The sequence below is a fragment of the uncultured Pseudosulfitobacter sp. genome (genome assembly GCF_963976325.1).
In the GTDB taxonomy this organism is placed as follows: domain Bacteria; phylum Pseudomonadota; class Alphaproteobacteria; order Rhodobacterales; family Rhodobacteraceae; genus Pseudosulfitobacter.
Genome location: NZ_CAXBJW010000002.1, coordinates 81,191 through 106,070, shown reverse-complemented (window position 1 = coordinate 106,070; position 24,880 = coordinate 81,191). Strand labels below are relative to the sequence as shown.

At 63.2% G+C, this 24,880-nt stretch carries 28 protein-coding genes; 18 read left to right on the top strand and 10 right to left on the bottom strand.

Annotated elements, in window-relative coordinates; genetic code table 11:
* Positions 1-3 precede the first annotated feature (3 nt).
* Positions 4-582, bottom strand: a complete 579-nt coding sequence (locus tag AAC077_RS07615; RefSeq protein ID WP_339768197.1) for an NAD(P)H-dependent oxidoreductase — start codon at positions 580-582, stop codon at positions 4-6.
* Positions 583-703: 121 nt separating this feature from the next.
* Between AAC077_RS07615 and AAC077_RS07610 the strand changes: the two genes are divergently transcribed.
* Positions 704-1,585, top strand: a complete 882-nt coding sequence (locus AAC077_RS07610) for a LysR family transcriptional regulator (RefSeq protein WP_339768195.1) — start codon at positions 704-706, stop codon at positions 1,583-1,585.
* A complete protein-coding gene (locus tag AAC077_RS07605; protein ID WP_339768193.1) occupies positions 1,585-2,490 on the top strand; it encodes a DMT family transporter in 906 nt (301 codons plus the stop codon). The genes AAC077_RS07610 and AAC077_RS07605 overlap by 1 nt, the downstream gene beginning before the upstream one ends.
* A 157-nt stretch (positions 2,491-2,647) precedes the next feature.
* Here AAC077_RS07605 and AAC077_RS07600 read toward each other — a convergent pair whose 3' ends face one another.
* A complete protein-coding gene (locus tag AAC077_RS07600) occupies positions 2,648-2,998 on the bottom strand; it encodes a metalloregulator ArsR/SmtB family transcription factor (protein ID WP_339768191.1) in 351 nt (116 codons plus the stop codon).
* 353 nt (positions 2,999-3,351) lie between these two features.
* Here AAC077_RS07600 and AAC077_RS07595 point away from each other — a divergent pair, with 353 nt between their 5' ends.
* From AAC077_RS07595 to AAC077_RS07570, 6 genes are all read left to right on the top strand, one after another.
* Positions 3,352-4,260, top strand: a complete 909-nt coding sequence (locus tag AAC077_RS07595; protein ID WP_339768189.1) for a LysR substrate-binding domain-containing protein — start codon at positions 3,352-3,354, stop codon at positions 4,258-4,260.
* 212 nt (positions 4,261-4,472) lie between these two features.
* Positions 4,473-4,799: an AtpZ/AtpI family protein gene (locus tag AAC077_RS07590; protein WP_073194184.1), complete on the top strand. Its 327-nt coding sequence runs from the start codon at positions 4,473-4,475 to the stop codon at positions 4,797-4,799.
* 47 nt (positions 4,800-4,846) lie between these two features.
* The gene (locus tag AAC077_RS07585) at positions 4,847-5,617 is read left to right on the top strand and encodes a F0F1 ATP synthase subunit A (protein WP_339769473.1); all 771 of its coding nucleotides are present in this window, start codon (positions 4,847-4,849) and stop codon (positions 5,615-5,617) included.
* Positions 5,618-5,664: 47 nt separating this feature from the next.
* Positions 5,665-5,901 (top strand): F0F1 ATP synthase subunit C, encoded by a 237-nt coding sequence (locus AAC077_RS07580; RefSeq protein ID WP_028957161.1) that lies wholly within the window; start codon positions 5,665-5,667, stop codon positions 5,899-5,901.
* Between the two features lie 83 nt (positions 5,902-5,984).
* Positions 5,985-6,536, top strand: coding sequence for a F0F1 ATP synthase subunit B' (locus AAC077_RS07575; RefSeq protein ID WP_339768185.1), 552 nt, complete (start codon positions 5,985-5,987; stop codon positions 6,534-6,536).
* A 4-nt stretch (positions 6,537-6,540) separates the two neighbouring features.
* Positions 6,541-7,098, top strand: coding sequence for a F0F1 ATP synthase subunit B (locus AAC077_RS07570; RefSeq protein ID WP_339768183.1), 558 nt, complete (start codon positions 6,541-6,543; stop codon positions 7,096-7,098).
* Between the two features lie 533 nt (positions 7,099-7,631).
* Here the strand turns inward: AAC077_RS07570 and AAC077_RS07565 are convergent.
* The gene (locus tag AAC077_RS07565; protein WP_339768181.1) at positions 7,632-8,399 is read right to left on the bottom strand and encodes an FCD domain-containing protein; all 768 of its coding nucleotides are present in this window, start codon (positions 8,397-8,399) and stop codon (positions 7,632-7,634) included.
* Between the two features lie 112 nt (positions 8,400-8,511).
* Here AAC077_RS07565 and AAC077_RS07560 point away from each other — a divergent pair, with 112 nt between their 5' ends.
* Together AAC077_RS07560 and smc are read left to right on the top strand one after the other, a co-directional pair.
* Positions 8,512-8,901: a hypothetical protein gene (locus AAC077_RS07560; RefSeq protein WP_339768179.1), complete on the top strand. Its 390-nt coding sequence runs from the start codon at positions 8,512-8,514 to the stop codon at positions 8,899-8,901.
* Between the two features lie 144 nt (positions 8,902-9,045).
* Positions 9,046-12,501 carry a chromosome segregation protein SMC gene (smc, locus tag AAC077_RS07555; RefSeq protein ID WP_339769471.1) on the top strand — a complete coding sequence of 1,152 codons (3,456 nt, stop codon included), beginning with the start codon at positions 9,046-9,048 and terminating at the stop codon, positions 12,499-12,501.
* A gap of 78 nt (positions 12,502-12,579) precedes the next feature.
* Here smc and AAC077_RS07550 read toward each other — a convergent pair whose 3' ends face one another.
* The 5 genes from AAC077_RS07550 to AAC077_RS07530 form a co-directional block, all read right to left on the bottom strand.
* A complete protein-coding gene (locus AAC077_RS07550) occupies positions 12,580-13,653 on the bottom strand; it encodes a PRC-barrel domain-containing protein (RefSeq protein ID WP_339768177.1) in 1,074 nt (357 codons plus the stop codon).
* A gap of 142 nt (positions 13,654-13,795) precedes the next feature.
* Positions 13,796-14,185, bottom strand: coding sequence for a rhodanese-like domain-containing protein (locus tag AAC077_RS07545; RefSeq protein WP_339768175.1), 390 nt, complete (start codon positions 14,183-14,185; stop codon positions 13,796-13,798).
* A gap of 11 nt (positions 14,186-14,196) precedes the next feature.
* Positions 14,197-15,360 carry a lytic murein transglycosylase gene (locus tag AAC077_RS07540; protein ID WP_339768173.1) on the bottom strand — a complete coding sequence of 388 codons (1,164 nt, stop codon included), beginning with the start codon at positions 15,358-15,360 and terminating at the stop codon, positions 14,197-14,199.
* 12 nt (positions 15,361-15,372) lie between these two features.
* Positions 15,373-16,281 (bottom strand): adenosylcobinamide-phosphate synthase CbiB, encoded by a 909-nt coding sequence (gene cbiB / locus AAC077_RS07535; RefSeq protein WP_339768171.1) that lies wholly within the window; start codon positions 16,279-16,281, stop codon positions 15,373-15,375.
* A complete protein-coding gene (locus AAC077_RS07530) occupies positions 16,281-17,210 on the bottom strand; it encodes a threonine-phosphate decarboxylase (protein ID WP_339768169.1) in 930 nt (309 codons plus the stop codon). The genes cbiB and AAC077_RS07530 overlap by 1 nt, the downstream gene beginning before the upstream one ends.
* Positions 17,211-17,390: 180 nt before the next feature.
* Between AAC077_RS07530 and AAC077_RS07525 the strand changes: the two genes are divergently transcribed.
* Positions 17,391-17,765, top strand: coding sequence for a response regulator (locus AAC077_RS07525; protein ID WP_339769469.1), 375 nt, complete (start codon positions 17,391-17,393; stop codon positions 17,763-17,765).
* A gap of 2 nt (positions 17,766-17,767) precedes the next feature.
* On the opposite strand, the gene AAC077_RS07520 is transcribed toward AAC077_RS07525, so the two are convergent.
* Positions 17,768-18,742 (bottom strand): glutathione S-transferase family protein, encoded by a 975-nt coding sequence (locus AAC077_RS07520; protein WP_339768167.1) that lies wholly within the window; start codon positions 18,740-18,742, stop codon positions 17,768-17,770.
* A gap of 195 nt (positions 18,743-18,937) precedes the next feature.
* Here AAC077_RS07520 and AAC077_RS07515 point away from each other — a divergent pair, with 195 nt between their 5' ends.
* Together AAC077_RS07515 and AAC077_RS07510 are read left to right on the top strand one after the other, a co-directional pair.
* Positions 18,938-19,303 carry a hypothetical protein gene (locus tag AAC077_RS07515; protein ID WP_339768165.1) on the top strand — a complete coding sequence of 122 codons (366 nt, stop codon included), beginning with the start codon at positions 18,938-18,940 and terminating at the stop codon, positions 19,301-19,303.
* Between the two features lie 213 nt (positions 19,304-19,516).
* Positions 19,517-20,845 carry an MATE family efflux transporter gene (locus tag AAC077_RS07510; RefSeq protein ID WP_339768164.1) on the top strand — a complete coding sequence of 443 codons (1,329 nt, stop codon included), beginning with the start codon at positions 19,517-19,519 and terminating at the stop codon, positions 20,843-20,845.
* Positions 20,846-20,902: 57 nt separating this feature from the next.
* Here AAC077_RS07510 and AAC077_RS07505 read toward each other — a convergent pair whose 3' ends face one another.
* The gene (locus tag AAC077_RS07505) at positions 20,903-22,072 is read right to left on the bottom strand and encodes a MalY/PatB family protein (protein WP_339768163.1); all 1,170 of its coding nucleotides are present in this window, start codon (positions 22,070-22,072) and stop codon (positions 20,903-20,905) included.
* Positions 22,073-22,172: 100 nt separating this feature from the next.
* Between AAC077_RS07505 and def (AAC077_RS07500) the strand changes: the two genes are divergently transcribed.
* The 5 genes from def (AAC077_RS07500) to AAC077_RS07480 are packed head-to-tail and all read left to right on the top strand — an operon-like array spanning position 22,173 to position 24,869.
* Positions 22,173-22,697 carry a peptide deformylase gene (gene def / locus AAC077_RS07500; RefSeq protein ID WP_339768162.1) on the top strand — a complete coding sequence of 175 codons (525 nt, stop codon included), beginning with the start codon at positions 22,173-22,175 and terminating at the stop codon, positions 22,695-22,697.
* A complete protein-coding gene (def, locus tag AAC077_RS07495) occupies positions 22,694-23,197 on the top strand; it encodes a peptide deformylase (RefSeq protein ID WP_339768160.1) in 504 nt (167 codons plus the stop codon). Before def (AAC077_RS07500) ends, def (AAC077_RS07495) begins: the two co-directional genes overlap by 4 nt.
* On the top strand, positions 23,194-23,688 hold the full coding sequence (def, locus tag AAC077_RS07490; protein ID WP_339768159.1) for a peptide deformylase: 495 nt from the start codon (positions 23,194-23,196) through the stop codon (positions 23,686-23,688). Before def (AAC077_RS07495) ends, def (AAC077_RS07490) begins: the two co-directional genes overlap by 4 nt.
* Positions 23,689-23,717: 29 nt before the next feature.
* The gene (fmt, locus tag AAC077_RS07485) at positions 23,718-24,623 is read left to right on the top strand and encodes a methionyl-tRNA formyltransferase (protein ID WP_339768157.1); all 906 of its coding nucleotides are present in this window, start codon (positions 23,718-23,720) and stop codon (positions 24,621-24,623) included.
* Between the two features lie 9 nt (positions 24,624-24,632).
* Positions 24,633-24,869 (top strand): hypothetical protein, encoded by a 237-nt coding sequence (locus AAC077_RS07480; protein WP_339768155.1) that lies wholly within the window; start codon positions 24,633-24,635, stop codon positions 24,867-24,869.
* Positions 24,870-24,880: the final 11 nt, after the last annotated feature.

Genomic DNA, 24,880 nt, shown 5'->3' with positions numbered 1-24,880 from the left:
AGCTTACGCGGCCAGTGCAGCCACTTGTGCCTTGGCTTCGGCAATCGACCCTTCGGCATCGACCGACAGACGGTCGGCGGCGATCACTTCAACATCGGTGATACCGATAAAGCCCAGAACATGACGCATGTAGTTGGTGGCAAAGTCGATTTCGGACCCGACAGGTGTGCCGCCGGTCGCGGCAACCAGGATGGCGCGCTTGCCTGTCACCAGACCTTCGGGGCCGGCTTCTGTGTAGCGGAACGTGATGCCCGCGCGGCAGATCATATCGACCCACGCTTTCAGGTTGGTCGGGATGCCAAAGTTGTAAACCGGTACGCCGATCACCAGCACATCGGCGGCTTTGACTTCTGCGATCAGCGTGTCGGACAGCGCCAGCAGTTCCTTTTGCGCGTCCGTACGGTCGGCTTCGGGGGTAAAGTTCGCGCCGATCCAGCTTTCGTTCATCAGCGGCAGGCCGTCGAACAGGTCGCGTGTGACCACGTCACCGTTCAGGCGGGCGACGACATCCTTGCTCAGGTCGCGGGTGACAGAGCTTTCGCGGCGGGCAGAGGCATCAATGTGCAGAATGGATTTGGCCATTTTCAGGTCCTTTCATCAGGAGTGTTCTGACTGGAAACTAGTCATTGTAAATTCACACGCAATTGGCCAAAACTCACATTGAATGTTGAAAAACGCACACAATAATTTGGGTGGCCTTCAAATGGACAATTGGGACGAAATCAAAACGGCCTATCAGGTCGCACGCATCGGAACGGTCAGCGGTGCGGCGGATGTGCTGGGTGTGCACCATGCCACCGTCATCCGCCATATCGACGCCTTGGAATTGCGGCTGGGGGTCAAGCTGTTCCAGCGCCACGCGCGCGGCTATACCGCGACCGAGGCGGGCGAGGATCTGTTGCGCGTGGCCAAGGCGACGGACGATCAGTTCAGCCAGTTGGTCGGGCGCATCAAGGGACGCGGGGCCGGTGTGTCGGGCGATCTGGTGATCACGTCGCTGACCGCGCTGGTGCCGCGCATGGTGCCGCTGCTGACCGAGTTCCAGCGCAAGAACCCCGAGGTGGTGATCCGTTACCTGACCGGCACGCGCCTGTTCCGGCTGGAATACGGCGAGGCCCACGTGGCCATCCGCACAGGATCGCCCCCGTCACAGCCCGACAACGTGGTGCAAACCCTGTCACGTCAGCGCATGGGGCTTTTTGCGTCGCGCCGGTATGTCGAGGAATACGGGATGCCCAAAACCTGGGAGGATTGCGGCGGCCACCGCTTTGTCGGCACCAGCGACGACCAAAGCCGCGCGCCGTTCAACAGATGGATACGGGAAAAAGTGCCCGACGCCGTTTTCAGCTTTCGCAGCGACGAAGACCGCGCCATCGAACAGGCCATCCACAGCGGCGCTGGCATCGGCTTCACCGCAATGCTGGAGGCCAAGGCAAATCCCGATCTGGTGGAAATGTTCCCGCCCGAGGGCGACGAATGGTCGGCGCCGCTGTGGCTGGTGACACACGTCGATTTGCACCGCACAACCAAGGTTCAGGCGTTCCTGACGTTCATCAAGGCGGCGGCAAAGGAATGGGATCTGTGATGTCAAAACTTAACCCGGGGGCGCAGGGGCATCTGGCGATGCTGACCTTCTCGGCGCTGGTTGCGGGGTCGTTTTCTCTGGGGTCCAAGGCGGCCAATGCAATCGAACCTGCGGCCCTGAACGCGGCGCGGTTTGCGCTGGCGGCGGTGGTGATCGGTGCCGTGGTGGCCGCGACCGGAAAGGCGCGTGCGGTGCATTGGCGGGCACCGTGGCGCTATCTGGTGCTGGGCGGATTGTTCGGCATCTATTTCGTGCTGATGTTCGAGGGGCTGAAAACCGCGCCGGCCGTCAGTGCGGCGGCGGTGTTCACCTTGACGCCGATCCTTGCGGGCGGGTTCGGTTGGCTGGTCTTGCGACAGGTGACCACACCGCGCATGGCGCTGGCGCTGGCCATCGGTGCGGCCGGGGCGGTCTGGGTGATCTTTCGCGCCGATCTGTCGGCACTGGCCAGTTTCGAGATCGGGCGCGGCGAGGCGATCTATTTCGTCGGGTGCGTGTCCCACGCGCTGTACACACCGATGGTGCGAAAGTTGAACCGGGGCGAACCGGCGGTGGTGTTCACGCTGGGCACGCTGATTGCGGGCTGTCTGCTGCTGACCGTCTATGGTTGGTCCGACATCATGGCGACCGACTGGCTGAACCTGCCTGCAATTGTCTGGATCACGCTGGTCTACATCGCGGTCTTCGCCAGTGCCGCGACCTTTGTGCTGTTGCAGTTCGCCACGCTGCGGCTGCCCTCGGCCAAGGTCATGGCCTATACCTATCTGACGCCGTCGTGGGTGATTGTCTGGGAGATCCTGCTGGGCAATGGCGCGCCGGGCGGCATGATCCTGATCGGTGTCGCGTTGACCATACTGGCGCTGTATCTGCTGCTGCGTGATGACAGCGCCGTGAGCGGAATGTGAGCGACGCGGGAACCTTTCTGAACATTGCAACGTTAACCCTTCAGAAGTTGAATAAATGAAGGATCTGTCATGCGTGGTATTTTTTACATCATCGGCGTTGTTGTCGTCGTTCTGGCCATTTTGCGTCTGGCAGGCTTGGTCTAAGACGCACCGACCCCTAGCATTCTGAACCATCGGGCTGGACATCATTGTCCAGCTCGATTGCCAAGAACCGCTCGAATGCGTCCAGGTTCACCGGCTCGAACTGCCCGAACCCCTGCATCCAGACCGACGCTGTGCGCATTGCGTCGGGTTCCAGCTTGCACCACTTGACCCGCCCGCGCTTTTCCTGAGCGATCAGGCCAGCGCGCGTCAGGATCGTCAGGTGTTTCGAGATTGCCGCCAGCGACATCTCGAACGGCTCGGCCACGTCGGTGACGGCCATATCATCCTCTAGCAACATCGTCAGGATCGCCCGCCGCGTGGGGTCGGCCAGTGCTGCAAATATCTGATCCAGATCATGTGTCATGGCCTGTCATAGCGGGGCCGCGAGGTGAATAGAAGCGTCACCAGCGCGGATGCACCGGCCCTTGTGACGGCCAGCGATGCGTCAGCCGCGCGTGCGTGGCGGGGCCCAGACCCATGTCGCGCGCCAGATGTTGGTCGATGTGCGGTTCGCGTTTAGGTCTGAAAAACGCGAGCAGGCGTTTGATCTGTGACGGTTGGGCATGATTATTCTGCCCGCCCAAAGCGGTTTTCTTGCAAAAGCGTTCCATGAAACACCTTAAATTTATATGGTTTCCACGCTTATGCGCCCGAAGCTGCGCCCGCTCAATCCAGATAAGTTTGACAAGACCTGTGCGATAAATGCACATATATCCCATGCAACGCCCGCTTCCCCCGCTCAACGCCCTGCGCGCCTTCGAGGCCGCCGGTCGCCATCAAAGCTTTTCCCGTGCCGCGGACGAACTGCGCGTCAGCCATTCGTCGATCAGCCGCCATGTGCGCGGGCTCGAAGACTGGCTGGGCGCGCAACTGTTCCGCGATCTGCCGCGCGGCGTGGCGCTGACGCCGGACGGGGCGGCCTATCTGGCGGATGTGTCTGGCGCGCTGGAGCAGATCAGCACGGCCACCGACCGGCTGACCGCGCGGCCCTCAGGCACGCTGGTCGTGAACGCCGAGCCGCTGTTTGCGACGAAATGGCTGGTGCCGCGCCTGGGCGACTTTCACGCGGCACACCCCGAGATCGAAGTCAGGCTTGAGGCATCGACCGGTCTGGCCGACGTGGCGCGGTACGAGGCCGACATTGCCATCCGCTTTCTGGCCGTCGCAGGGTCCGACCCGCAGGCGATCCTGCTGAGCGATGCGCCAATCTATCCCTATGCCGCGCCGACGCTGATCCCGGTAGCCCCCGACGATCCGGCGGACCTGTTGCGCTATCCGCGTCTGCGCGACCGTTACAAGGACACCTGGGCGATGTGGGCCAAGCTTGCAGGCCTGCCGCCGCCCGAGACCGATGCCGCATGGCGGATGCGGGCGCATCTGGCGATCGAGGCCGCCGTGGCGGGGCAGGGCGTCTATTTGGTGTCCTCTGATGTGGTGGCCAACGATGTGGCCTCGGGTCGGTTGCACCGGGTGTCCGACATCGGATTCCATGATGGCGGGTTCTATCTGGTACAGGCGCAGGGCGGCGCGCGGCGCAAGGCGATCCGCGTCTTTTCGGACTGGATGCTAAAGCAGGCGGCACCATGGCGTGGTGGCAGTGGCCAGGAAGATCAACCAAACGGTTGAATATGGAAAACGGCCCTTTGTAGGGGTTTGGGGCCAAGGGTGGACTCGCGCGGCGTGAAAGAGAAGCCAGAAATACTGTTCAGAATCAGCATATTACCGTGATCTCATTCCGGCACACCCCGCCATTGACTCAAAACCCGCATCACCGTAGCTATCCCCTCAAGTTTCCAAGTGGGGGACACCGCGTGGCGGGGCCAGAAGAACAGCAGCGCATGCGGGATCTCGAGGCCAAGATCAAAGCCCTGAAGGGCGAAGACAAGCCCGAGGCCCACCACTACGACGACCACCACTCTCAGGCGCAGATGGCCTGGCGGATGGTGATCGAACTTGTGACCGGTCTGGGGATCGGTTTCGGGATCGGATACGGGCTCGACAGCCTTTTGGGCACCAAGCCCTGGCTGATGATCCTGTTCATACTTCTCGGCTTCGCGGCCGGCGTGAACGTGATGATACGCAGCGCCCGCGAAATGCAGAGAGACGGAATGGCCAAAGCGGCCGACAGTGACGACGCCCCGCGGGGCACAGACGAAGGGCCCTGAGAATGGCAGACGAAGCACACAGCGCAGCAGCCACAACCGGCGCAGACATGGCACATGGTGCCGATGCCGCACACGGTGCGGACGGTGGTCTGGTTTTTCACCCGATGGACCAGTTTCTGGTCAAGCCGCTGTTCGGCCACGCCGGTGATCCGGTGTTCTGGTACACGCCCACAAACGTGACACTGTGGCTGGGTCTGGCTGTTGTCGCGATCTTTGCGCTGATGGTTCTGACCACATCGCGCCGCGCCGTCATCCCCTCGCGCGGTCAGTCGGTGGCCGAGCTGGCCTACGGCTTTATCTACAAGATGGTCGAAGACGTGACCGGCAAGGACGGGGTGAAATATTTCCCCTACATCATGACCCTGTTCATGTTCATCGTTGTCGCCAACTTCCTTGGCCTGCTGCCCACCGCGTTCACGCCCACGTCGCACATCGCTGTGACGGCGCTGCTGGCGATGGCCGTGTTCCTGGCCGTGACGATCCTGGGCTTTGTCCTGCACGGCTTCAAGTTTCTGGGCCTGTTCTGGGTTTCCGCGGCTCCGCTGCCGCTGCGCCCGATCCTGGCCGTGATCGAGATTATCTCGTACTTCGTGCGCCCTGTCAGCCACTCCATTCGTTTGGCGGGCAACATGATGGCGGGCCACGCGGTTATCAAAGTTTTCGCAGCATTTGCCGCGGTCACGGCCATCGCGCCGATCTCGATCGCAGCCATTGCCGCAATCTACGGGCTTGAGGTTCTGGTGTCCTTTATCCAGGCCTACGTCTTTACCATTCTGACCTGCGTGTACCTGAAGGATGCTTTGCACCCTGCGCACTAAGGTTCGGTCTACTACGCAAATCAAAATTCCATCGTAAGGAGAAAATCATGGAAGGCGATATCGCACAAATGGGTCAATTCATCGGCGCAGGCCTGGCCTCCGTCGGCATGGGTGGCGCAGCTATCGGTGTGGGCAACGTTGTTGGCAACTTCCTGGCGGGCGCCCTGCGCAACCCGTCGGCTGCCGCTGGCCAGACCGCAACCATGTTCATCGGCATCGCGTTTGCAGAAGCTCTGGGGATCTTCTCGTTCCTCGTCGCCCTGCTGCTGATGTTCGCCGTCTAAGCGTCTGACGATTATTCCTTACGCATTGGGCGGCGCGGTCAACCGTGCCGCCCATTGGACTGATTGTTTGACTGGAGGCCATGATGGCAACTGAACCTATTGACCTAGAAGTCGCAGGAACCTGCACGGATGCAGCTGGCAGCGCCATCGGCATGCCGCAGCTGTGTGACGCCTGGTTCGGCAACCAGATTTTCTGGCTGCTTGTCACTCTGGTCGTGATCTACTTTATTCTGTCACGCATTGCTCTGCCCCGGATCGCCGCCATTCTGGCCGAACGTCAGGGAACGATCACCAATGACATCGCTGCCGCCGAAGACCTGAAAGCCAAAGCGCTTGAGGCCGAGGCCGCATATGACCAGGCACTGGCCGACGCCCGTACCGAAGCAGGTCGTATCATCGACGCCGCCAAGGCCGACATGAAGGCTGATCTTGATGTCGCCATCAAGAAAGCCGACGCCGAGATTGCCGAACGTGCAGCCGAAGGCGAAAAAGCCATTGCCGAAATCCGCGAAGGCGCACTTGTCGCCGTCAAGGACGTGGCCAAAGACACCGCGAAAGAACTGATCGCGGCGTTGGGTGGCAAGGCAGACGCACGCACCGTAACCGCTGCGGTCAACGCACGGATGAAGGGATAAGACGATGAAAAAACTGATCGCCCTGTCCCTGATCCTTTCGGCATCGCCCGCGTTTGCCGCCAGCGGCCCGTTCTTTTCGTTGCGCAACACCGACTTTGTGGTGCTGATCGCGTTCCTGATCTTTGTTGGCGTTCTGCTGTACCTCAAGGTGCCCGCAACGCTGATGGGCATGCTGGACAAACGCGCGACCGGTATCAAATCCGAACTGGAAGAAGCCCGCGCCCTGCGCGAAGAGGCCCAAACCCTGCTGGCCAGCTACGAGCGCAAGCAGAAAGAAGTTCAGGAGCAAGCGGACCGGATCGTTGCCGCAGCCAAGGAAGAAGCCACAGTCGCGGCGGAAGAAGCCCGCGAAGATCTGAAAAAATCCATCGCCCGTCGCATCGCGGCAGCCGAAGGTCAGATCGCATCGGCAGAAGCTTCGGCCGTGAAAGAAGTGCGTGACCAGGCTGTGACCATTGCAGTTCAGGTTGCACGCGACGTGATCGCCAAGCAGATGACCGCAGCGGACGCGAACAAGCTGATCGACGAGGCCATCGGCCAAGTGGATGCGAAGCTGCACTGATCCCGACCGGATCGAAAACATTTGAAACCCGGGGCGCGCATCGCCTCGGGTTTTTTCGTTTGGGCGGTCAGTCGTCGAATGCAGGGAATGCCGGACTCTTGGCGAAGAGATTCCTGAATCTTCTCAGTGCTCCGTGACAGGTATTTCCCGCCCAGGCCAGACCTTCGCTGCGGAACGCGAGAAGGTGTGGGCAGCGGGACAAAGCTGCCTTTTGCAACGAAGCACGAAGCCGCGCATCGACGGGCCGAGGTGCGGCGATCCTACGGTATTGGCTGGCACTTTATGGCAGCCAAACACATCCTAGCTATCGACAATATCCAACAGCAACCAAATCGCCGTGCCGTGGGGCGGCCCGTCATGTCGAAGACATGCCTGAGGCATGATGCGCGGCGGCCTGCGGCCTTGGTTCCGCGCGGGGGGAAGTTGAAATGGGTTCAACCCTGCCGTTCGCGGTACTCTGCACAAATGACCGTTTTCCCCCGCGCCTTGGGTCAGTTACCTGTCACCAAAGTCGCGCAAATGCGCCACAAACATCAGGCTTGCGTTTCGTGGTCCAGCCGTTGCCGCGCCACATCCTCGTTGCGCTCGGCCTTTTTCTGGTCGCGCAGGGCGCGTTCGACATAGTCCAGATGTGCCTCGACCGCCGTGCGGGCTGCGTCGGGGTCGCGGGCTTGCAGCGCGTCGTTGATGGCGCGGTGCTGGTCCAGCAGGTCGCCGCGGGTGGTGCGCTGTTTGAACATGACCTGACGGTTGTAAAACACGCCATTGCGCAACAGGTCGTACATCGACCGCATCATGTGCAGCATGATGACGTTGTGCGACGCCTCGACGATGGCCATGTGAAATTGCGCGTCCAGCGCGCTTTCTGCGTCGGCATTACGCGCGGGGTGGGCGGCGACCATCTTGTCGAAAATGGTCTGCACGACCTGTAGGTCGGTGTTCGACCCCAACCGCGCGGCGCGTTCTGCCGCCAGTCCCTCCATGTCGCGCCGGAACGACAGGTAGTCAAAGACCGCCTCGTCGTGGCGCGCAAACAACTGCGTCAGCGCCGGCGCAAAGGCCGAGCCCAGAACATCCGCCACGTAGACGCCGGCACCGGGGCGGGCGTTCAGCAGGCCGGTGTCCTGCAAGCTGCCGATCGCCTCGCGCAGGGACGGGCGGGACACGCCCATCCGGTCGGCCAGCTCGCGCTCGGACGGCAGGCGTTCGCCGGGGCGCAGGATGCCGCGCAGGATCAGCTTTTCGATCTGGCGCACCACGGCGGAAGACAGTTTTTCAGGGGTGACGGGACGAAACGGCATGGGTGATCCTTTTGGAATTGGTCAAATCATATGACCACCCGTTGTCCGGGGTAAAGGGCCGCCTGTGCGGGCTTTCACCAGTTGTTAAGGAAGTTGTACGTAATTTGAACGAATGCGTACATATTTTCTGATCCTGATTGGCGTGGCTGTGACCGCTTGCAACACCCCCGGCCCGCATTTTCGCGGCCTGCCGGCGACGCGGGTGACGGTGGATGGGTCGACCTTTGACGTGCGCGTGCGCGACCGTCTGGCCGAGGCGCTGCGCGTCAATATGGAATACGCGCCCCGCTTTGGCCCGATCCGCGACCGCGCGGGTGTGGCGATGGAACAGGTGTCGGGGTGCAAAGTGACCGAAGTGCGCGGCGATCAGGCGTTGGCGACGGGACTGCTGGATTGTGGAAACGGCCCGCCTGCGCGGACCATGACGGCGGGCGCACAGTACGAATGTTTTGCGGTTGATGCGCTTGGTTCCGATCCTGTCTACGCGTGCGACCGAATTTAGCCGAGGGCAGCGGAACAGACCCCAAACGCGCAATATCTTGTGGATAACTGCGGGGTTCACCGCCTTCCCTAGCGGTTGTCGTTGACAGGTCGACATAGGCTACTTCATCCTGTGGCGCAGTGGAATCGGACCAAAGGCAGGCATTTGCGCTTTACCAAGCTGAAACTGACAGGCTTCAAAAGCTTCGTTGACCCCACCGATCTGATCATCGCCGATGGTCTGACCGGCGTTGTGGGGCCGAACGGCTGTGGCAAGTCGAACCTGCTTGAGGCGCTGCGCTGGGTGATGGGTGAAAACCGCCCCACCGCGATGCGCGGCGGCGGCATGGAAGACGTGATTTTCGCCGGTGCAGCGACACGGCCCGCCCGCAACTTTGCCGAGGTCAGCCTGCACATCGACAACAGCGACCGGCTGGCGCCTGCGGGGTTCAACGATCACGACCATATCGACATCGTGCGCCGCATCACCCGCGACGTCGGCAGCGCCTACAAGGCCGGCGGCAAGGACGTTCGGGCGCGCGATGTGCAGATGCTGTTTGCCGATGCCTCGACCGGTGCGCATTCGCCTGCGCTTGTGCGGCAGGGGCAAATCTCGGAACTGATCAACGCCAAACCCAAAAGCCGCCGCCGCATTCTGGAAGAGGCGGCGGGCATTTCGGGCCTGTACCAGCGCCGCCACGAGGCTGAGCTGAAGCTGAAGGGGGCCGAGGCCAACCTGACCCGCGTTGATGACGTGGTCGAGCAACTGGCAGCCCAACTGGCGCAACTGGCACGGCAGGCGCGGCAGGCGGCGCGGTATCGCGAGATTGGCACGGAATTGCGCCGGACCGAGGGGATGTTGCTGTACCGCCGCTGGCGCGAGGCGGACGATGCGCGCGCCACGGCGGACGAGGCATTGCGCGCACGGGTGACGGCGGCGGCACAGGCCGAGGCGCGGGTGCAGACCGCCATCAAGGCACGGGCGGCGGCCGAGGACGGGCTGCCATCGCTGCGCGAGGAAGAGGCGATTGCCGCCGCGTTGCTGCAACGTCTGATCGTCCAGCGCGACACGCTGACAGACCAGGAGGCACAGGCGCAGCGCACGATTGAAACGCTGGTGGGGCGTATTGACCAATTGGCCCGCGACATCGACCGCGAGGGCGGGTTGAACCGCGACGCGGGCGAGACCATCGAACGGCTGGAGTGGGAACAGACCGAACTGCGCAAGGCGGCAGAGGGGCACGACGCGCGGCTGGAGGCTGCTGTTGACGCCGCCCACGAGGCCGCGTCGGTGCTGCAAGACCGCGAGGCCGATCTGGGCGTTCAGACCGAGGATGTGGCGCGGTTGTCGGCGCGGCACAGCTCGGCGCAGCGGCTGCTGGATGACAACCGCAAGACCGAGGACCGCTCCGAAACCGAAGCGACCAAGGCGCGCGATGCCGTGGCCGCGTCGCAGGCGGCGCTGGCCAAGGCGGGCACAGATTTCGAAGCAGCCGAAAAGGCGTCGCGGGTGGCCGAGGAAACGGCTTTGCGGGCCGATGCCGCGCTGACCGCCGCCGAGGTGGCCCGCGCCGATGCGCAGACGCTCGAGGCGGATGCACGCGGCGAGCGGTCCGAGGCCGAGGGCGAGATGAACGCCCTGCGCGCCGAAGTGGGCGCGCTGGCCAAGCTGGTTGAACGCGACACGGCTGAGGGTGGGCAGATTCTGGACCGGTTGCAGGTTCAGAAAGGCTTTGAAAAGGCACTGGGGGCCGCGCTGGCCGATGATCTGCGTGCGCCGCAGGTCGAGGGGGATGGCCCGTCTGGCTGGGCCGTTCTGCCGGCCTATGCGCTGGACCAGCCGCTGCCCGACGGGGTCACGCCGATTTCCCAGCATGTGTCGGTGCCCGATGTTCTGGCGCGGCGCATGTCGCAGATCGGGCTGTGCGATGCCGATGATGCCGCGCGTCTGCAAGAGCAGTTGAAGCCCGGTCAGCGGCTGGTGTCGCCCGAGGGCGACCTGTGGCGCTGGGACGGGTTCCGCGCCTGGGCTGAGGATGCGCCGTCGGCGGCGGCGCTGCGGTTGCAACAGTTGAACCGGCTGGAAGAATTGAAACAGGGGCTGGAGCACGCCAGCCAGCGGGCTGAAGGCGCACGGTCCGCGCATGAGGCGCTGACGGCGCGGCTGGCGGAACTGTCCAACGCCGATAAAGCCGCCCGCGAGGCGCGCCGCGAGGCGGATCGTCTGGTTGCGGACGCGGGCCGCGCGCTGAGCCGTGCCGAGGCGGATCGCAACCTGGCCGAGGGGCGTCTGGAATCGCTGTCGATGGCGGTGAAGCGCCACGAGGAAGAGGCGATGGCGGCCCGGTCCCGCGTGCTGGAAGCGCAGCGGGCATTGGACGAGCTGGACGATGTAAGCGAGGCGCGCGCGGCGGTTGAAGATCTGCGGATGACGGTCGAGGCGGCGCGAATCACGATGATGTCGCGCCGGTCTGCGCAGGACGAATTGCGCCGCGAGGGCGAGGCCCGCACGCGGCGGTCGCAAGAGGTGACCAAGGAGCTTTCGGGCTGGCGGCACCGTCTGGAAACCGCCGAAAAGCGCAGTGCGGAACTGGTCGAGCGCAAGGCGCAGTCCGAGGCTGAGTTGAAGGCCGCGCAGGCCTTGCCGACCGAGCTGGCCGCCAAACGGGACGAGCTGTCCGAGATGATGGCCGAGGGCGAGGACCGCAAGGCCAACGCCACCGATGCGCTGAGCGTGGCCGAGGGCGTGCTGCGCGAGGCGACCGTGACCGAGCGCGAGGCAGAGCGTGCCGCATCCGAGGCCCGCGAGGCGCGCGCGGCGTCCGAAGCCCGCGCCGAGGCCGCCCGCGAAACCGTGCAGGCCGCCGCCGAGCGCATCGCGGAAGAACAACAGCAGACGCCCAACCAGTTGCTGACCGCGCTGGACGTGGACCCCGGCCAGATGCCCCGGTCGGACGCATTGGAGGCGGATGTGAACCGTCTGAAACGCCAGCGCGAAGCCTTGGGGGCGGTCAACCTGCGCGCCGAGGAAGATGCGCGCGAGGTGCAGGAAGAGCATGACACGCTGGTCAGTGAAAAGGCTGACCTGGAAGAGGCGATCAAGACGCTGCGGTCGGGCATTGCCAGCCTGAACCGCGAGGGGCGTGAACGGTTGCTGACGGCGTTCGAGCAGGTGAACAGTAATTTCTCGTTGCTATTTACTCACCTGTTCGGCGGCGGCGAGGCCAATCTGGTGATGGTGGAATCGGATGATCCGCTTGAGGCCGGTCTGGAGATCATGTGCCAGCCGCCGGGCAAGAAGCTGTCGACGCTGAGCCTGTTGTCAGGGGGCGAGCAGACGCTGACGGCGATGGCGCTGATCTTTGCGGTGTTCCTGGCCAACCCGGCACCCATCTGTGTGCTGGACGAGGTGGACGCGCCGCTGGACGACGCCAACGTGACGCGGTTCTGCGACCTGCTGGACGAGATGTGCCGCCAGACCGACACGCGGTTCCTGATCATCACGCACCACGCGGTGACGATGGCGCGGATGGACCGGTTGTTCGGGGTGACGATGGGCGAACAGGGCGTCAGTCAGTTGGTGTCGGTCGATCTGAAAAAGGCGGCGAAGCTGGTCGCCTGAGGGTCTGGTCCTGACACCTGCACACGAAAACGCCCGCCCCCAGAAGGGACGGGCGATAAACTGTGCTAGAAGCAAACCTTACTTGGTTTCTTGCATCGCTTTCAGGCTTTCTTCGGTCATGTCGACATAGACACGAACCTCGTTTGCTTCGGCGTCACGCTGGATGTTCAGGCTTTCCATGTCCACACGGACGTGGTCTTCGCCGATGCCCAGGAAGCCACCGATGTCCAGCTCGGCGCCGGTCAGTTGACCGTCAGCCGAAACATACAGTTCGCCAACTTCACCGATGTCTTTCATCTGTGCGTCATACACGACGGCACCTGTCAGATCTTCGGTTGTCAGGTCGGCCAGTTCAACCTGCGACCAGCCGTCAACGGTTACATCGGGACGCTCGGCAGAGTAGACGTTGCCTTCGTCGGCCATGGCGCCATCAGCGTCGGCGGTATCCATGGTTTTGTCGGCTGCCATATCGTCGGTCGCCGCAGTGTCCGTGTCGGCCATCGCGGGATCGTCGGCTTTCATGCCACTGTCGGCGGCGGCCGAGTCTGTTTCGGTCATCGCAGGGTCGGTTGCCGCGGTGTCCGAATTGGTCATTGCGGGATCAGCCGATTTTTCCATGTCGGTTGCTGCCGTGTCGGTTGCCATGGCACCCGTTGCAGCGCCGTCGGCTGCGGCATTGTCAGCCTGGGTGTCTTCGGCCCATGCGCCGATGGCGGATGCGTCATACTCGGGGGCGTTTTCCAGCGATTCGGCTGTGCCGTTGAATACGACGTAGTATTCGCCGCCGTCATTCATGCCGCTGACCAGTTGCAGTTGGTCCATGCTCAGCGCGACGCTGCGTTCGCCCATGCCCAGAAAGCCGCCGATGTCCAGCAGGACCGCGTTCACTTCACCGTCGGGGCTCATGACAAGGTCGTTCACTTCACCGACACGTTCCCATTCGATGGCGTCTGTGTCGATCTCGGTCGCGGTCACGTCTGTTTCGGTGACGTAGACAGCTTTGCCCATCAGGTTTGAGGCGCGCACGGTTTGGGCGTTGGCCACGGATTCAACAGTTGAATCGACGAAGGGCGATTGAGTTGCTTCGGACTGCGCATAGGCGGTGGTTGCCATAAGGGCTGCGGCTGCGGTGGTGGCGAGAAAATGTTTCATGTGATCCTCCTGATCGTGATGACTTGATGTCAGCAGAACACGGGCGGATCGTTGGTTGTTCCCGGAAATCTTTAGGAATTATGGTTCCTTATGTCCTGTGACATAAGGCGGATTTTTGCTTGGATTGGATGTGAAACCGGATTCATCCCTTGGTTTCAACAGGCCCGCCCAATTTCACCCATTCCGAGAAACCGTTCTTGAGGTGGGCTGCCTTGAATCCCATGTCATTTAACGTATCAACGGATATTGCCGACCGCCAACCCGAGGCGCAGTGGAATACGAATTTGCGATCCTCGGCGAAGATGTCCTTGAAGTAGGGGCTGTCGGGGTCGACCCAGAATTCCAGCATCCCGCGCGGGCAGTGAAAGCTGCCGGGGATATATCCGGTGCGCTCGCGTTCGCGCGGGTCGCGCAGATCGACGATCTGCACCTTGGGGTCATCGACCATGGCGATCAGGTCGGCGGTTTCGATTTCCTCGATGCGGGCACGGGCGTCGGCGACCATCTGGGCGCTGGATTTCTTAAGAGCCATGGAGGTGTCCTTTACAGTTGGTTCAACAGCGCAGGCGTGGGCCATGCGTCGGCGGGCAGGCCCAGCCGTTCTTGTTCGGCTTGCACGGCAGCGCGGGTGCCGGACCCCAGAATGCCGTCGATCTTGCCAACGTCATAGCCCTTGTCTGACAGACGCTGTTGCAGTTGTTTCATCTGGTTGCTGTCCAGTCCGGCATCGGGGGTGCCTGCATCATAGACGGGTGCGCCGCCCAGACGGGTGGCGAAATAGGCGGCGGTCAGCACGTAGGTGAACGACTGGTTCCATTCGAAATAGACGTTGAAGTTGGGATAGGCGAGGAAGGCCGGCCCCTTGTGCCCTTGCGGCAGGATCAGCGATGCGGGCAGGTCGGCCAGCGTGCCGTTGCGTGCCGCGACCCCAAGCGCCTGCCAGTCCGTTGCGGGCATGACCGTGTCCAGCCCGCTTTGCGACCAGTCCATCGAGGCGGGCACGTTGACCTCTTGCAGCCATGGCTGCCCTGCCTGCCAGCCCAGATGGTGCAGCATCTTGCCGCCCGAGGTCAGGGCATCGGGGGCGGATGTCTTCAGGCTGACATGGCCGTCGCCGTCGGCATCGACACCGTTTTCGATGATGTCCATGGGCAGCATCTGGACCATGCCGATCTCGCCCGCCCATGCGCCCGTGGTGGTGCGCGGGTCAAAGTCGTCGGCGGCGTGCAGTTGCATCGCGGCCAGCACCTGCGGGCGGAACAGGTCGGGGCGGCGGCAGTCGTGGGCCAGCGTGGCCAGCGCGTTGGCGGTGTTAAAGTCACCCTGGAACGCGCCGTAATCCGTCTCGAACGCCCAGAAGGCCAGCAGCACGGTGCGGTCCACGCCATAGGTTGCTTCGATGTTGTCAAAGACGCTGTCGTATTGCTGTGCCAGTTGCTTGCCCTTTTCCAACCGCTGGGACGAGATCAGGCGGCGGGAAAATTCGATGAACGGTTTCTGGAACACGCCCTGCGCCTGATCGGCCTTGAGCACGGCAGGGTCCTGACGCACGCCGGACAGGAACGCATCGGCGGATGCTGCGGGGATGCCCATGCCGACCGCTTCGGCTTTCAGCTCCGCCTTGAAGTCGGCAAAGTCGCCGCCGCATTGGGCAAAGGCCGTCACAGGCAGGGTCAGGGCAAGGGCAAAAGAGGCAAGGCGCAGCATAACGGGTCCAGTTCAGAACAAGGAAAGAAGGGCGGCAAGGCCCAGAAATACACCCCATGTCTTCCACAGTATCGCACAGGCGGCGTCAATGTCTGTGGCGGTCAGCGGCACGCGTCCGCCGTCGTTGACCCAAGCCAGCGGCTGAATCGTGCCGTCGTAGCTGCGAGGGCCGGCCAGCGCGATGTTCAGGGCGCGGGCCATTGCGGCCTCGGGCCAGCCTGCGTTGGGGCTGCGGTGGCGGCGGGCGTCGGCGGTGATGGCGTGCCATTGGGTCAGGTCACCGGACAGGGCCGCGATCATCAGGGCGGTCAGGCGGGCCGGTATCCAGTTCAGCACATCGTCCAGCCGCGCGGCGGCCCAGCCGAAGTGCAGGTATTTGTCGGTGCGATAGCCGATCATGCTGTCGGCGGTGTTCGCGACCTTGTAGATCACCAGCCCCGGCAGGCCGCCGATCAGGAACCAGAAGGCGGGGGCGATGACGCCATCGCTGAGGTTTTCGGCGGCGCTTTCGATGGCGGCGCGGGCGGTGGCGCTGGTGTCCATGTCGCGGGTGTCGCGGCTGACAATCATCGCCACGTTGCGGCGACCCTGGTCCAGCGACATGCGCAGGCCGTCGGCCACGGCCGACACGTGCTGCACAAGCGACCGTTGCGCCAGCAGGATCGCAGCGGCGAGGGTGATGACGATGGGGCCGAACAGGGACAGGACTGCGCCGATTGCGCCGCCGCCCAGCACCAGCGCCGCCACGGCAATCACGCCATGCCATTTGCGGCGGGGGCCGGTGTTCAGCCGCTGGTCCAGCAGGTGGACGGCACGGCCCATCAGCACCGCAGGATGGGGCAGCCGCGCCCACAGCCATTTCGGCTCGCCCAGTGCGGCGTCCAGCAGGAGGGCCAGTATCAGCAGGGGGGCGGTGTCCATCAGGCGTCCTGAACCTGAGCCCAGCGGTCGGGGGCGGGCAGACCCAGGCGCAACCATGTGTCGGAATAGGGGAAGATGCGGCTCCAGACATGGGCGCGGGCCAGACGGTCGCGCCAATCGGTTGCGTTGTCCGTGTTGTAGAGACGGAACAGGTCGGTGCCGCCGACCACGGTGGCGCCCTTTGTTGTCATGATGTCGTCCAGCCGCGCGGCGTCCTGTGTCAGACGCGCGCGGGTTTGCGTGGCCCAGTCGGGGTCGGACAGGGCGGCGGTTCCGGTTTCCAGCGCCACGCCTGACACGGGCCACGGGCCCAGCATGGTGCGCAGCGCGTCGATCAGTGCAGGATCGCCAATGGCAAAGCCCAGCCGCAGTCCGGCCAGCCCCCAGAACTTGCCAAAGCTTTTCAGGATCACGGTGCCGGGGCGGGCGGCTTGCGCCATCAACGAGGCATCGGGCGTCACGTCGCAAAAGCTTTCGTCGATGATGCGCAGGTCGCCGGTCAGGTCGTTTGTGGTCCAGTGTCGCCCGTCCGGGTTGTTGGGATTGACCAAAACCTGGGTTGTGCCGTGCAGGCCCACGTCCCAGCCATGGGCCTGAAAAGCGGCGGCGTGTTCGTTATAGGTTGGTCCCGCGATGGCGACGCTGCCCGTCTGTGCCAGCCGTGGCATTTGCGCGATCAGGGCGGATGCACCGGGTGCGGCCAGCACATCGGCCCCATCGGGAACATTCCAGAACCGCCGCGCGGCGGTTTCCAGCCCTGCGGTGGCGGTGGCGTCGGGCAGGGCGGTCCATGCCGCGTCGGACAGCGCGGGCACGGGGTAGGGCACCGGATTGATGCCTGTGGACAGGTCGGCCCAGTCACTGCGCGTGCCGCCAAAGCGGGCCATCGCCGTGTCCAGATCGCCCCCGTGATCTCTTTTATGTGTCACGCCGATGTCCTTTGCCGTAAACAAGCCGAATATTGCCCTATTCACACGCTGCCTGCGGCGGAAACAAGCCGTTTTAGGCGCGTTTTCCGACTTGTTAGGGATTGGTGGGGTCCATTAACCCTTTGTTAAGAATTTGGGCGGACTGCTGGTGGGGTGGGAATGCTGGGGACCAGGACGCTGATGAATGTGTTGATCGTAGAAAGCGACGTTGCGCTGGCCGATCTTTGGCGCAGGCATCTGGAACGCTCGGGGATGGTGGTGCGCGTGGCCACCACCCAAGAGGAGGCCACCCAACAGATCACCGAGGACGAACCGGGGATCATCATTCTGGATCTGGTGCTGGGTGATGGCAGCGCGCTGGCCGTGTCGGATTATGCCAGCTATCGCTGCCCGCTGGCGCAGATCATCTTTGTCACCAACACGTCGTTCTTTTCCGACGGGTCGATCTTTGCCCACGCCCAGAACGCCTGTGCCTTTGTCCAAAGCCAGACCCCGCCCGAGGATCTGACGGCGATGGTCGAGCATTATTGCCAGAGACGCCCGCAATCTGCCTGACCTCAGCCGCGCCCGTGCGCAGCGTCGAAGTCGGGGGTGGGGTTGATCGGGATGATCCGGTTCGGATTGATGTTGTCGTGGCTGTAATAATAGTGGCGCACGATGTGGTCGAAATGGACCGTTTCGGCCACGCCGTCCCATTGATACAGCTCGCGCGTATAGGCCCACAGGTTGGGGTATTCGACGATCCGCGCGCGGTTGCATTTGAAGTGGGTGTGATAGACCTTGTCGAACCGCACCAGCGTGGTGAACAGCCGCCAGTCGGCCTCGGTGATCTGGTTGCCCATCAAGTAGCGATTCTGGCTCAGGCGGTCTTCCAGCCAGTCCAGCGTGTCGAACAGCGGGTGCACCGCTTCGTCATATGCGTCCTGCGAGGTGGCAAAGCCGGATTTGTACACGCCGTTGTTCAGCGTGTCGTAGATGCGGTCGTTCACCGGTTCGATGGCGTCGCGCAGCTTTTGCGGCCAATAGTCGTCGGTGTTGCCGGTGATGTCGTTGAACGCGCTGTTCAACATGCGGATGATTTCGGCGCTTTCGTTGTTCACGATGGTTTCGCGGTGTTTGTCCCACAGGATCGGCACAGTGACGCGCCCGGTGAATTTCGGATCGGCGCGGGTGTAGATGTCGCGGGCATAGGGCAGGTCGAACAATGTGTCGCCGGTCGCCCCGTCAAAGTCGGTGTCAAAGGTCCAGCCTTCGCCCAGCATGTGGGGGTGTACGACCGACAGGCCGATGTGATCCGTCAGCCCCTTGAGGGTGCGAAAGATCAGCGCGCGGTGCGCCCAGGGGCAGGCGTAGGATACATAGAGATGATAGCGCCCCGATTCGGCGGCAAATCCGCCTTCGCCCGACGGTCCGGCGGACCCGTCTGCGGTGATCCAGTTGCGAAACTTGGAGTCCGAGCGCTCGAACTTTCCGCCCGAGGAGTCGGTGTCATACCATTTGTCTTGCCATTGGCCGTCTACGAGCAAACCCATGTCTATCTCCCTTGTTGCTTGGGACATACCTAGGGCGCAGGGCGGCAAAGGCCCAGCGGTGCCGCCGCGCAGCCCCCCTGCACAGGCGCACATTTCTGCAACAGCCGCAGTGCAGCAATTTGAAGTTCATCAGAAATTCACTTGAAGCGCGGTAAAGAAGCGCCAAGTTTCATTGCGACAGCACTGGGGACGATCATGACGACATTTCTGCCAAAAGAAGTTCAAGCGGGGCTGGACAGCGCCCGTCTGAACAGTCTGAAAAAAGCGTCGCGCCTGCGGGTGAACATCGACGGTGTCACGCATCCGGTGCTGCGGATGTGGAAAACCGGCTTTTCGGTCGATGCGTCCACCGCGCCCTATTTGCGCGGGTATGTCGATCTGTACGACGGGGCTGTGCATTTGTTTCAGTGCCTGATCGTCGCATCGGATGAAGAGGCGGGCGAGATGAACTATGAGTTCAAGCGCGCCACCGCCGTGGCCGACAAGCCCGCGCTGGATTTTGAAAAATCGCCGGACGCGCCTGTGGCCCTGCTAACGGATCGCCCTGTCGCCGAGATGTAATTTGCGTCACGCTTGACGAAAAACCGGCCCGCGTGTAATCGCAGCGCAGGGCCCGACCCCTGCCGCTCGCATGGATGGTGAAGTTCGGGAACCGGCATCTGGTCCCTTTCTTTGGTACATATGCGGTCCGACGGCAACGCGAGCCCCTTCCCAACACCGCATCTGAGACCGAAAGAGGCTTTGGATGTTTTATCTGTCCTTTGCGGGTGCGCCATGAGCGATGCGCCCGTTTCCAATATGTTTACCAGCGGGCCGTTGGTGCCGCTGTTCTTGCGCACGGCGGCACCCATCATTCTGGTGATGGGGATCAACGGGGCCTTTGCTGTCGTCGATGCCTATTTCCTGGGGGTCTATGTCGGCGCGCGGGCGGTGATTGCCGTGACGCTGATGTTCCCGCTGTACATGATGCTGGTGGCGCTTTCGACGTTGGTGTCGAACGGGTTTTCCGCGCTGTACGCGCAGGCGCTGGGCGCGGGCGATGGTTTGCGGGCGCATGCGTTGCTGGGCAGTGCGCTGCAACTGGCGCTGGTGGTCAGTTTTGTTCTGATGGGACTGTTCATGCTGTTCGGCGCCCCCATGGCGATACGGGTGGCGGCGGGGGATGTCGGGTTGGCGGACACCGGGCATTTGTATCTGGCGATACTGGTCTTCGGGTCGCCGCTGGGGTTCCTGGTGGCGATTGGCGTCGATGCGCTGCGGGCGCAGGGCCGCATGGGGCCGATGGCGGCGATCATGCTGATGGCGGCGGTGCTGAACATCGGCTTTGACGCGCTGCTGGTGGTGGGGCTGGGCCAAGGCGTGGCGGGATCGGCCATTGGCACGTTGCTCTCGCAGCTTTGCGCCGGGCTGGCGGTTGTCGCGGTGCGGCGCGGGCAGCCGCGTCCTGTGGTGTGGCCCATGCGGCCAGCGTATTGGGGGCGGTTGCTGGCCCTGGGGGCGCCGTCCAGTCTGGGGTATATCGGGCTGTCGTTGTCGGCGGCTGTGACCTTGGTGGCGATCCAGATCTGGGGGGGTGCACAGTTCAATGCGATTGCGGGGGCTTTTGGCATCATCTCGCGGTTGATGACCTTTGCGTTTCTGCCGCTGTTGGGGCTGTCGATGGCGTTTCAGACGATTACCGCCAATGTTTACGGCGCAGGGCAACGCGTGCGGGTGCGCGCGGCGCTGCGGGTGGCGGTCGGCATTGGCCTGACTTACGGGGTGTGCGTGCAGGTGGTGTACCTGCTGGGCGCGCCACGGTTGGGGGCGGTGTTTGTCGATGATCCGCAGATCGTGGCGCAGGTGGCGCGCATTCTGCCGATCACGACTGCCACGATGTTCCTGTTCGGGCCGCTGATGATGGTGGCGACACATTTTCAGGCCATCGGAGACGCGCCGCGTGCGGGACTGTTGGGGCTGTCGCGCACCTATCTGTTCGGGCTGCCACTGACGCTGTTGTTGCCGCTGGTCTGGGGCGAGATCGGCATATGGCTGGCAGGTCCGGTGGCCGAGTGTCTGGTGCTGGGGCTGACGGTGTGGGTGCTGTGGCGCAGGCGCGGGTGAAACGAAACAGGTCGGGCTGTTGCGGCCCGACCTGTCATGCCGTTGCGATTGCGCCGCTTACTGCAAGTCGCCGAACGCTTTGGTCAGACGCGCCACCGCATCCTCGACACGGCTGCGTTGGGTGGCGATGTTAAAGCGCATGAACGTATCGCCGCCCTTGCCGAAGGTCGGCCCGTAGTTGGTGGCGATTTTTGCGTCTTTTTCGATGCGGCGGGTGACTTCCTCGCGGCTCATGCCGGTGCCTGCGAAATCGACCCAGCTAAGATAGGTCGCCTGCAAGGGCATCGCTTTCAACCCCGGGATGGCATTCACGCCAGCGTCGAAGATGCGCGCGTTGCCTGCGATGTATTCCATCACGTCATCGACCCACTGCGCCCCTTCGGGCGAGTATGCCGCGGTTGCCATGAACAGGCCAAAAGCGTTGGGCGACAGACCCAGCGCGCCCATGCGTTTGGCGAACTTGGCGCGCAGTGTTTCGTCCTGAATAATGACGTTGCCGACATGGGCGCCGGCGATCGAGAAGGTTTTGGTCGTGGCGGACATCATCACCAGACGGTCGGTGACGCCTTCGATCTTGGCCATCGGGATGTGGGTGTGGCCGGGCATCACCAGATCGTGGTGAATTTCGTCCGAAACGATGATCAGATCGTGTCGCTTGGCAAAGGCTGCGACGCCTTCAAGCTCCGCTTTGGTCCAGACGCGGCCACCGGGGTTGTGCGGGCTGCACAGCAGCAGCAGCTTTTCGCTGCCGTTCATCTGCGCGTCCCATGCGTCGAAATCCAGCGTGTATTGCCCGTCGTTCAGGGCCATCTGGCATTCGACCACGGGCCGGTCGGCGGCATTAATCACGCGGGCAAAGGCGTGGTAGATCGGCGTGAACATCACCACACCATCGCCCGGCTGGGTATAGCTGTCGATGCACATGGCGGCGCCGTTCACCAACCCGTGGGTGGTGAAAATCCACTCGGGCTGGATGTCCCAGCCGTGGCGCTCTTTCATCCACCACTGGATCGCTGCGTGATAGTCGCTGTCGTCGCCGAAATAGCCGAACATGCCGTGATCGACCCGCGCCTGCAACGCGTCCAGCACGCATTGGGGCGGGGCAAAGTCCATGTCGGCGACCCACATTGCCAGCCCGTCGTCGGCAGAGACGCCGTACAGCTTTTCCATCATGTCCCATTTTGCGCAATGGGTGCCGCGGCGGTCTACGATGTCGTCAAAGCTCATAAGGCTGTCTCCTGTGATTTTCGATTGTATTGCTAACGCGCTGACGGTCAGGCGCAAGGGGCCGTTGCACCGCACCGCGTGTTGTCCTACATGACCTGCCATGAAACGCCCTATCCTTTTGCACCCCGACCCCCGGCTCAAGAAGCTGTGCACGCCCGTCAGCGACATGACGGACGACCTGCGCAGCCTGGGCGATGATATGCTGGCCACCATGTACGATGCGCCGGGCATTGGCCTGGCAGCGCCCCAGGTGGGTGTGCTGGAGCGGCTGATCGTGCTGGACTGTGTCAAGGCCGAGGGCGAGGCGCCCCGTCCGTTGATCATGTTCAACCCGGAGATCATCGCATCGTCGGACGAAACCAGTGTCTACGAAGAGGGCTGTCTGTCGATCCCCGAACATTTCGCCGATGTGACCCGCCCCGCCGAGGTGCAGGTGCGTTGGATCGACCGCGACGGCAAGGAACACACCGAAGAGATGGGCGGGCTGTGGGCCACTTGTGTGCAGCACGAGATCGACCATTTGGACGGCAAGCTGTTCATCGACTACCTCAAGCCGCTGCGGCGGCAGATGATCACGCGCAAGATGACCAAGCTGAAGCGCGAACTGGCCCGCGACAAGCCATGAGCACACGGCCGATCCTGACCTGGCCCGATGTGCGCCTGACGCAGCCTTGCGCCGCGGTGGGAGAGGTGACCGCGCAGGTTCAGATACTGGCGGCGGATATGCTGGAAACCATGTACGCGGCCCCCGGACGCGGGCTGGCTGGGCCGCAGATTGGCGAGATGTTGCGGATTTTCGTGATGGACACCGGCTGGAAAGAGGGCGCGCCCGATCCGCTGGTGTGTATCGACCCGCAGATTGATGTGCTGGACGACAGCCCCGTAACGAACAACGAAGGATGCCTGTCGATCCCCGGCGTGTCGGCGGCGGTGACACGCCCTGCGGCTGTACGGCTGGCCTATACCGGTCTGGACGGGGCGCGGCATGTGCGCGATTTGACCGGATTTGACGCGGTGTGCGCGCAGCATGAATATGACCATCTGGACGGGGTGCTGACCTTTGACCGTCTTGACGCGGATGCCCGCGCGGCCTTGTTGGCCGACTATGACGAGGCCGCGACATGACCGTGCGCCCGTTCGTGCCATGGCCCGACAAACGTCTGCGCACGGCGGCGGCGCCGGTGGACGAGATCACCGATGACATCCACGCCCTGTGGGCCGATATGGTCGAAACGATGGACGCGATGCCCGGTGTCGGGTTGGCCGCGCCGCAAATCGGGGTGATGCTGCAAGTGGCGGTGGTGGATGCCACGCCCGACCGCAGCCGCCGCATTTTGCTGGCAAACCCGACGGTTCTGACAGCCTCGGACGAGGTCGAGGCGGGGACCGAAGCCTCGCCCAATCTGCCCGGTGTGCATGCCGAGATCGTCCGCCCCAAGGCGGTGACGGTGCGGTTTCTGAACGCCCAGGGCGTGATTGACCGGCGCGATTTCGAGGGGCTTGAGGCGCGGTCGGTGCAGCACCAGATCGACCATCTGGCGGGGCGGATGTATTTCGACAATCTGGGCCGCGTGAAACGCGATATGCTGATCCGCAAGGCACGCAAATCCCGCTGAGCCCCGTGCCTGTCAGGAAAGGACACCCTATGCGCATCATCTTTATGGGCACGCCCGATTTTTCGGTGCCGGTGCTGGACGCGCTGGTTGACTCCGGTCAAGAGATTGCCGCCGTCTATTGCCAGCCGCCGCGTCCTGCGGGGCGGGGCAAGAAGGACCGCCCGACGCCGGTTCATGCCCGCGCCGAGGCGCTGGGATTGCCGGTGCGCCATCCTGTGTCGTTGAAATCACCCGAGGCGCAGGCCGCGTTTGCGGCGTTGCAGGCGGATGTGGCGGTGGTCGTGGCCTATGGTCTGATCCTGCCGCAAGCGATCCTGGACGCGCCTGCGCGCGGCTGTCTGAATATTCACGCCAGCCTGTTGCCGCGCTGGCGCGGGGCGGCGCCCATCCACCGCGCGATCATGGCGGGGGATGCGGAAACCGGCGTGTGCATCATGCAGATGGAGGCGGGGCTGGACACCGGGCCGGTGCTGCTGCGCGAAGCGACGCCGATTGGTGCGACCGAGACCACCGCGCAATTGCACGACCGGCTGAGCGCGCTGGGCGCTGCGGCGGTTGTGCGGGCGCTGGGCCAACTGGACGATCTGACGCCGCAGGTGCAGCCCGAAGACGGCGTGACCTATGCCCACAAGATCGACAAGGCCGAGGCGGCGCTGGACTGGTCGGCGGACGCGGTTGCGGTGGACCGGCAGATTCGCGGGCTGTCACCGTTTCCGGGGGCGTGGTTCGACCATGACGGGGTGCGTATCAAGGTGCTGGGCAGCCGGCTGGCGACAGGGCAGGGCGCTGCGGGTAAGGTGCTGGATGATGCGCTGACGGTGGCCTGTGGCACGGGGGCGGTGCAGTTGACCCGCTTGCAAAAGGCCGGGCGCGGGGCGCAGGATGCGTCAGAGTTTCTGCGCGGCACGGCCCTGCCCGCAGGCAGCCAGCTTTAGGAGCGCGCGATGTTTCCCGTTTTGATCGGCACCGTGGTGATTGCGGGGATCGTTGGTTACCTTTCCGAACGCTCGGGCTTTACCCACAACGGTATTCTGCAAAGCATCATCATCTGCATCGGCGGGGCGTTTCTGTTCTACTTTGTGCGGCTGATGTTCGGGTTTGGTTTCAACAGTGCGGGGCTGAACGCGATTGTGTCCAGCATCGGGGCGTTGATCATTGTCCCGACCCATTGGCGCAGGTAGCCGACCGGCCC

What these genes read in the sequence shown, in the direction of transcription:
- AAC077_RS07595 (WP_339768189.1), top strand. Translation starts at nt 3,352, where the DNA reads ATGCAACGCCCGCTTCCCCCGCTCAACGCCCTGCGCGCCTTCGAGGCC.
- AAC077_RS07505 (WP_339768163.1), bottom strand. Translation starts at nt 22,072, where the DNA reads ATGAGCTTTGACGACATCGTAGACCGCCGCGGCACCCATTGCGCAAAA.
- AAC077_RS07570 (WP_339768183.1), top strand. Translation starts at nt 6,541, where the DNA reads ATGAAAAAACTGATCGCCCTGTCCCTGATCCTTTCGGCATCGCCCGCG.
- def (WP_339768162.1), top strand. Translation starts at nt 22,173, where the DNA reads ATGAAACGCCCTATCCTTTTGCACCCCGACCCCCGGCTCAAGAAGCTG.
- AAC077_RS07545 (WP_339768175.1), bottom strand. Translation starts at nt 14,185, where the DNA reads ATGGCTCTTAAGAAATCCAGCGCCCAGATGGTCGCCGACGCCCGTGCC.
- AAC077_RS07600 (WP_339768191.1), bottom strand. Translation starts at nt 2,998, where the DNA reads ATGACACATGATCTGGATCAGATATTTGCAGCACTGGCCGACCCCACG.
- AAC077_RS07520 (WP_339768167.1), bottom strand. Translation starts at nt 18,742, where the DNA reads ATGGGTTTGCTCGTAGACGGCCAATGGCAAGACAAATGGTATGACACC.
- def (WP_339768159.1), top strand. Translation starts at nt 23,194, where the DNA reads ATGACCGTGCGCCCGTTCGTGCCATGGCCCGACAAACGTCTGCGCACG.
- AAC077_RS07575 (WP_339768185.1), top strand. Translation starts at nt 5,985, where the DNA reads ATGGCAACTGAACCTATTGACCTAGAAGTCGCAGGAACCTGCACGGAT.
- AAC077_RS07515 (WP_339768165.1), top strand. Translation starts at nt 18,938, where the DNA reads ATGACGACATTTCTGCCAAAAGAAGTTCAAGCGGGGCTGGACAGCGCC.
- AAC077_RS07525 (WP_339769469.1), top strand. Translation starts at nt 17,391, where the DNA reads ATGAATGTGTTGATCGTAGAAAGCGACGTTGCGCTGGCCGATCTTTGG.
- AAC077_RS07560 (WP_339768179.1), top strand. Translation starts at nt 8,512, where the DNA reads ATGCGTACATATTTTCTGATCCTGATTGGCGTGGCTGTGACCGCTTGC.
- AAC077_RS07615 (WP_339768197.1), bottom strand. Translation starts at nt 582, where the DNA reads ATGGCCAAATCCATTCTGCACATTGATGCCTCTGCCCGCCGCGAAAGC.
- AAC077_RS07540 (WP_339768173.1), bottom strand. Translation starts at nt 15,360, where the DNA reads ATGCTGCGCCTTGCCTCTTTTGCCCTTGCCCTGACCCTGCCTGTGACG.
- def (WP_339768160.1), top strand. Translation starts at nt 22,694, where the DNA reads ATGAGCACACGGCCGATCCTGACCTGGCCCGATGTGCGCCTGACGCAG.
- AAC077_RS07510 (WP_339768164.1), top strand. Translation starts at nt 19,517, where the DNA reads ATGAGCGATGCGCCCGTTTCCAATATGTTTACCAGCGGGCCGTTGGTG.
- AAC077_RS07580 (WP_028957161.1), top strand. Translation starts at nt 5,665, where the DNA reads ATGGAAGGCGATATCGCACAAATGGGTCAATTCATCGGCGCAGGCCTG.
- AAC077_RS07550 (WP_339768177.1), bottom strand. Translation starts at nt 13,653, where the DNA reads ATGAAACATTTTCTCGCCACCACCGCAGCCGCAGCCCTTATGGCAACC.
- AAC077_RS07565 (WP_339768181.1), bottom strand. Translation starts at nt 8,399, where the DNA reads ATGCCGTTTCGTCCCGTCACCCCTGAAAAACTGTCTTCCGCCGTGGTG.
- AAC077_RS07480 (WP_339768155.1), top strand. Translation starts at nt 24,633, where the DNA reads ATGTTTCCCGTTTTGATCGGCACCGTGGTGATTGCGGGGATCGTTGGT.
- AAC077_RS07590 (WP_073194184.1), top strand. Translation starts at nt 4,473, where the DNA reads ATGCGGGATCTCGAGGCCAAGATCAAAGCCCTGAAGGGCGAAGACAAG.
- AAC077_RS07585 (WP_339769473.1), top strand. Translation starts at nt 4,847, where the DNA reads ATGGCACATGGTGCCGATGCCGCACACGGTGCGGACGGTGGTCTGGTT.
- cbiB (WP_339768171.1), bottom strand. Translation starts at nt 16,281, where the DNA reads ATGGACACCGCCCCCCTGCTGATACTGGCCCTCCTGCTGGACGCCGCA.
- AAC077_RS07605 (WP_339768193.1), top strand. Translation starts at nt 1,585, where the DNA reads ATGTCAAAACTTAACCCGGGGGCGCAGGGGCATCTGGCGATGCTGACC.
- fmt (WP_339768157.1), top strand. Translation starts at nt 23,718, where the DNA reads ATGCGCATCATCTTTATGGGCACGCCCGATTTTTCGGTGCCGGTGCTG.
- AAC077_RS07610 (WP_339768195.1), top strand. Translation starts at nt 704, where the DNA reads ATGGACAATTGGGACGAAATCAAAACGGCCTATCAGGTCGCACGCATC.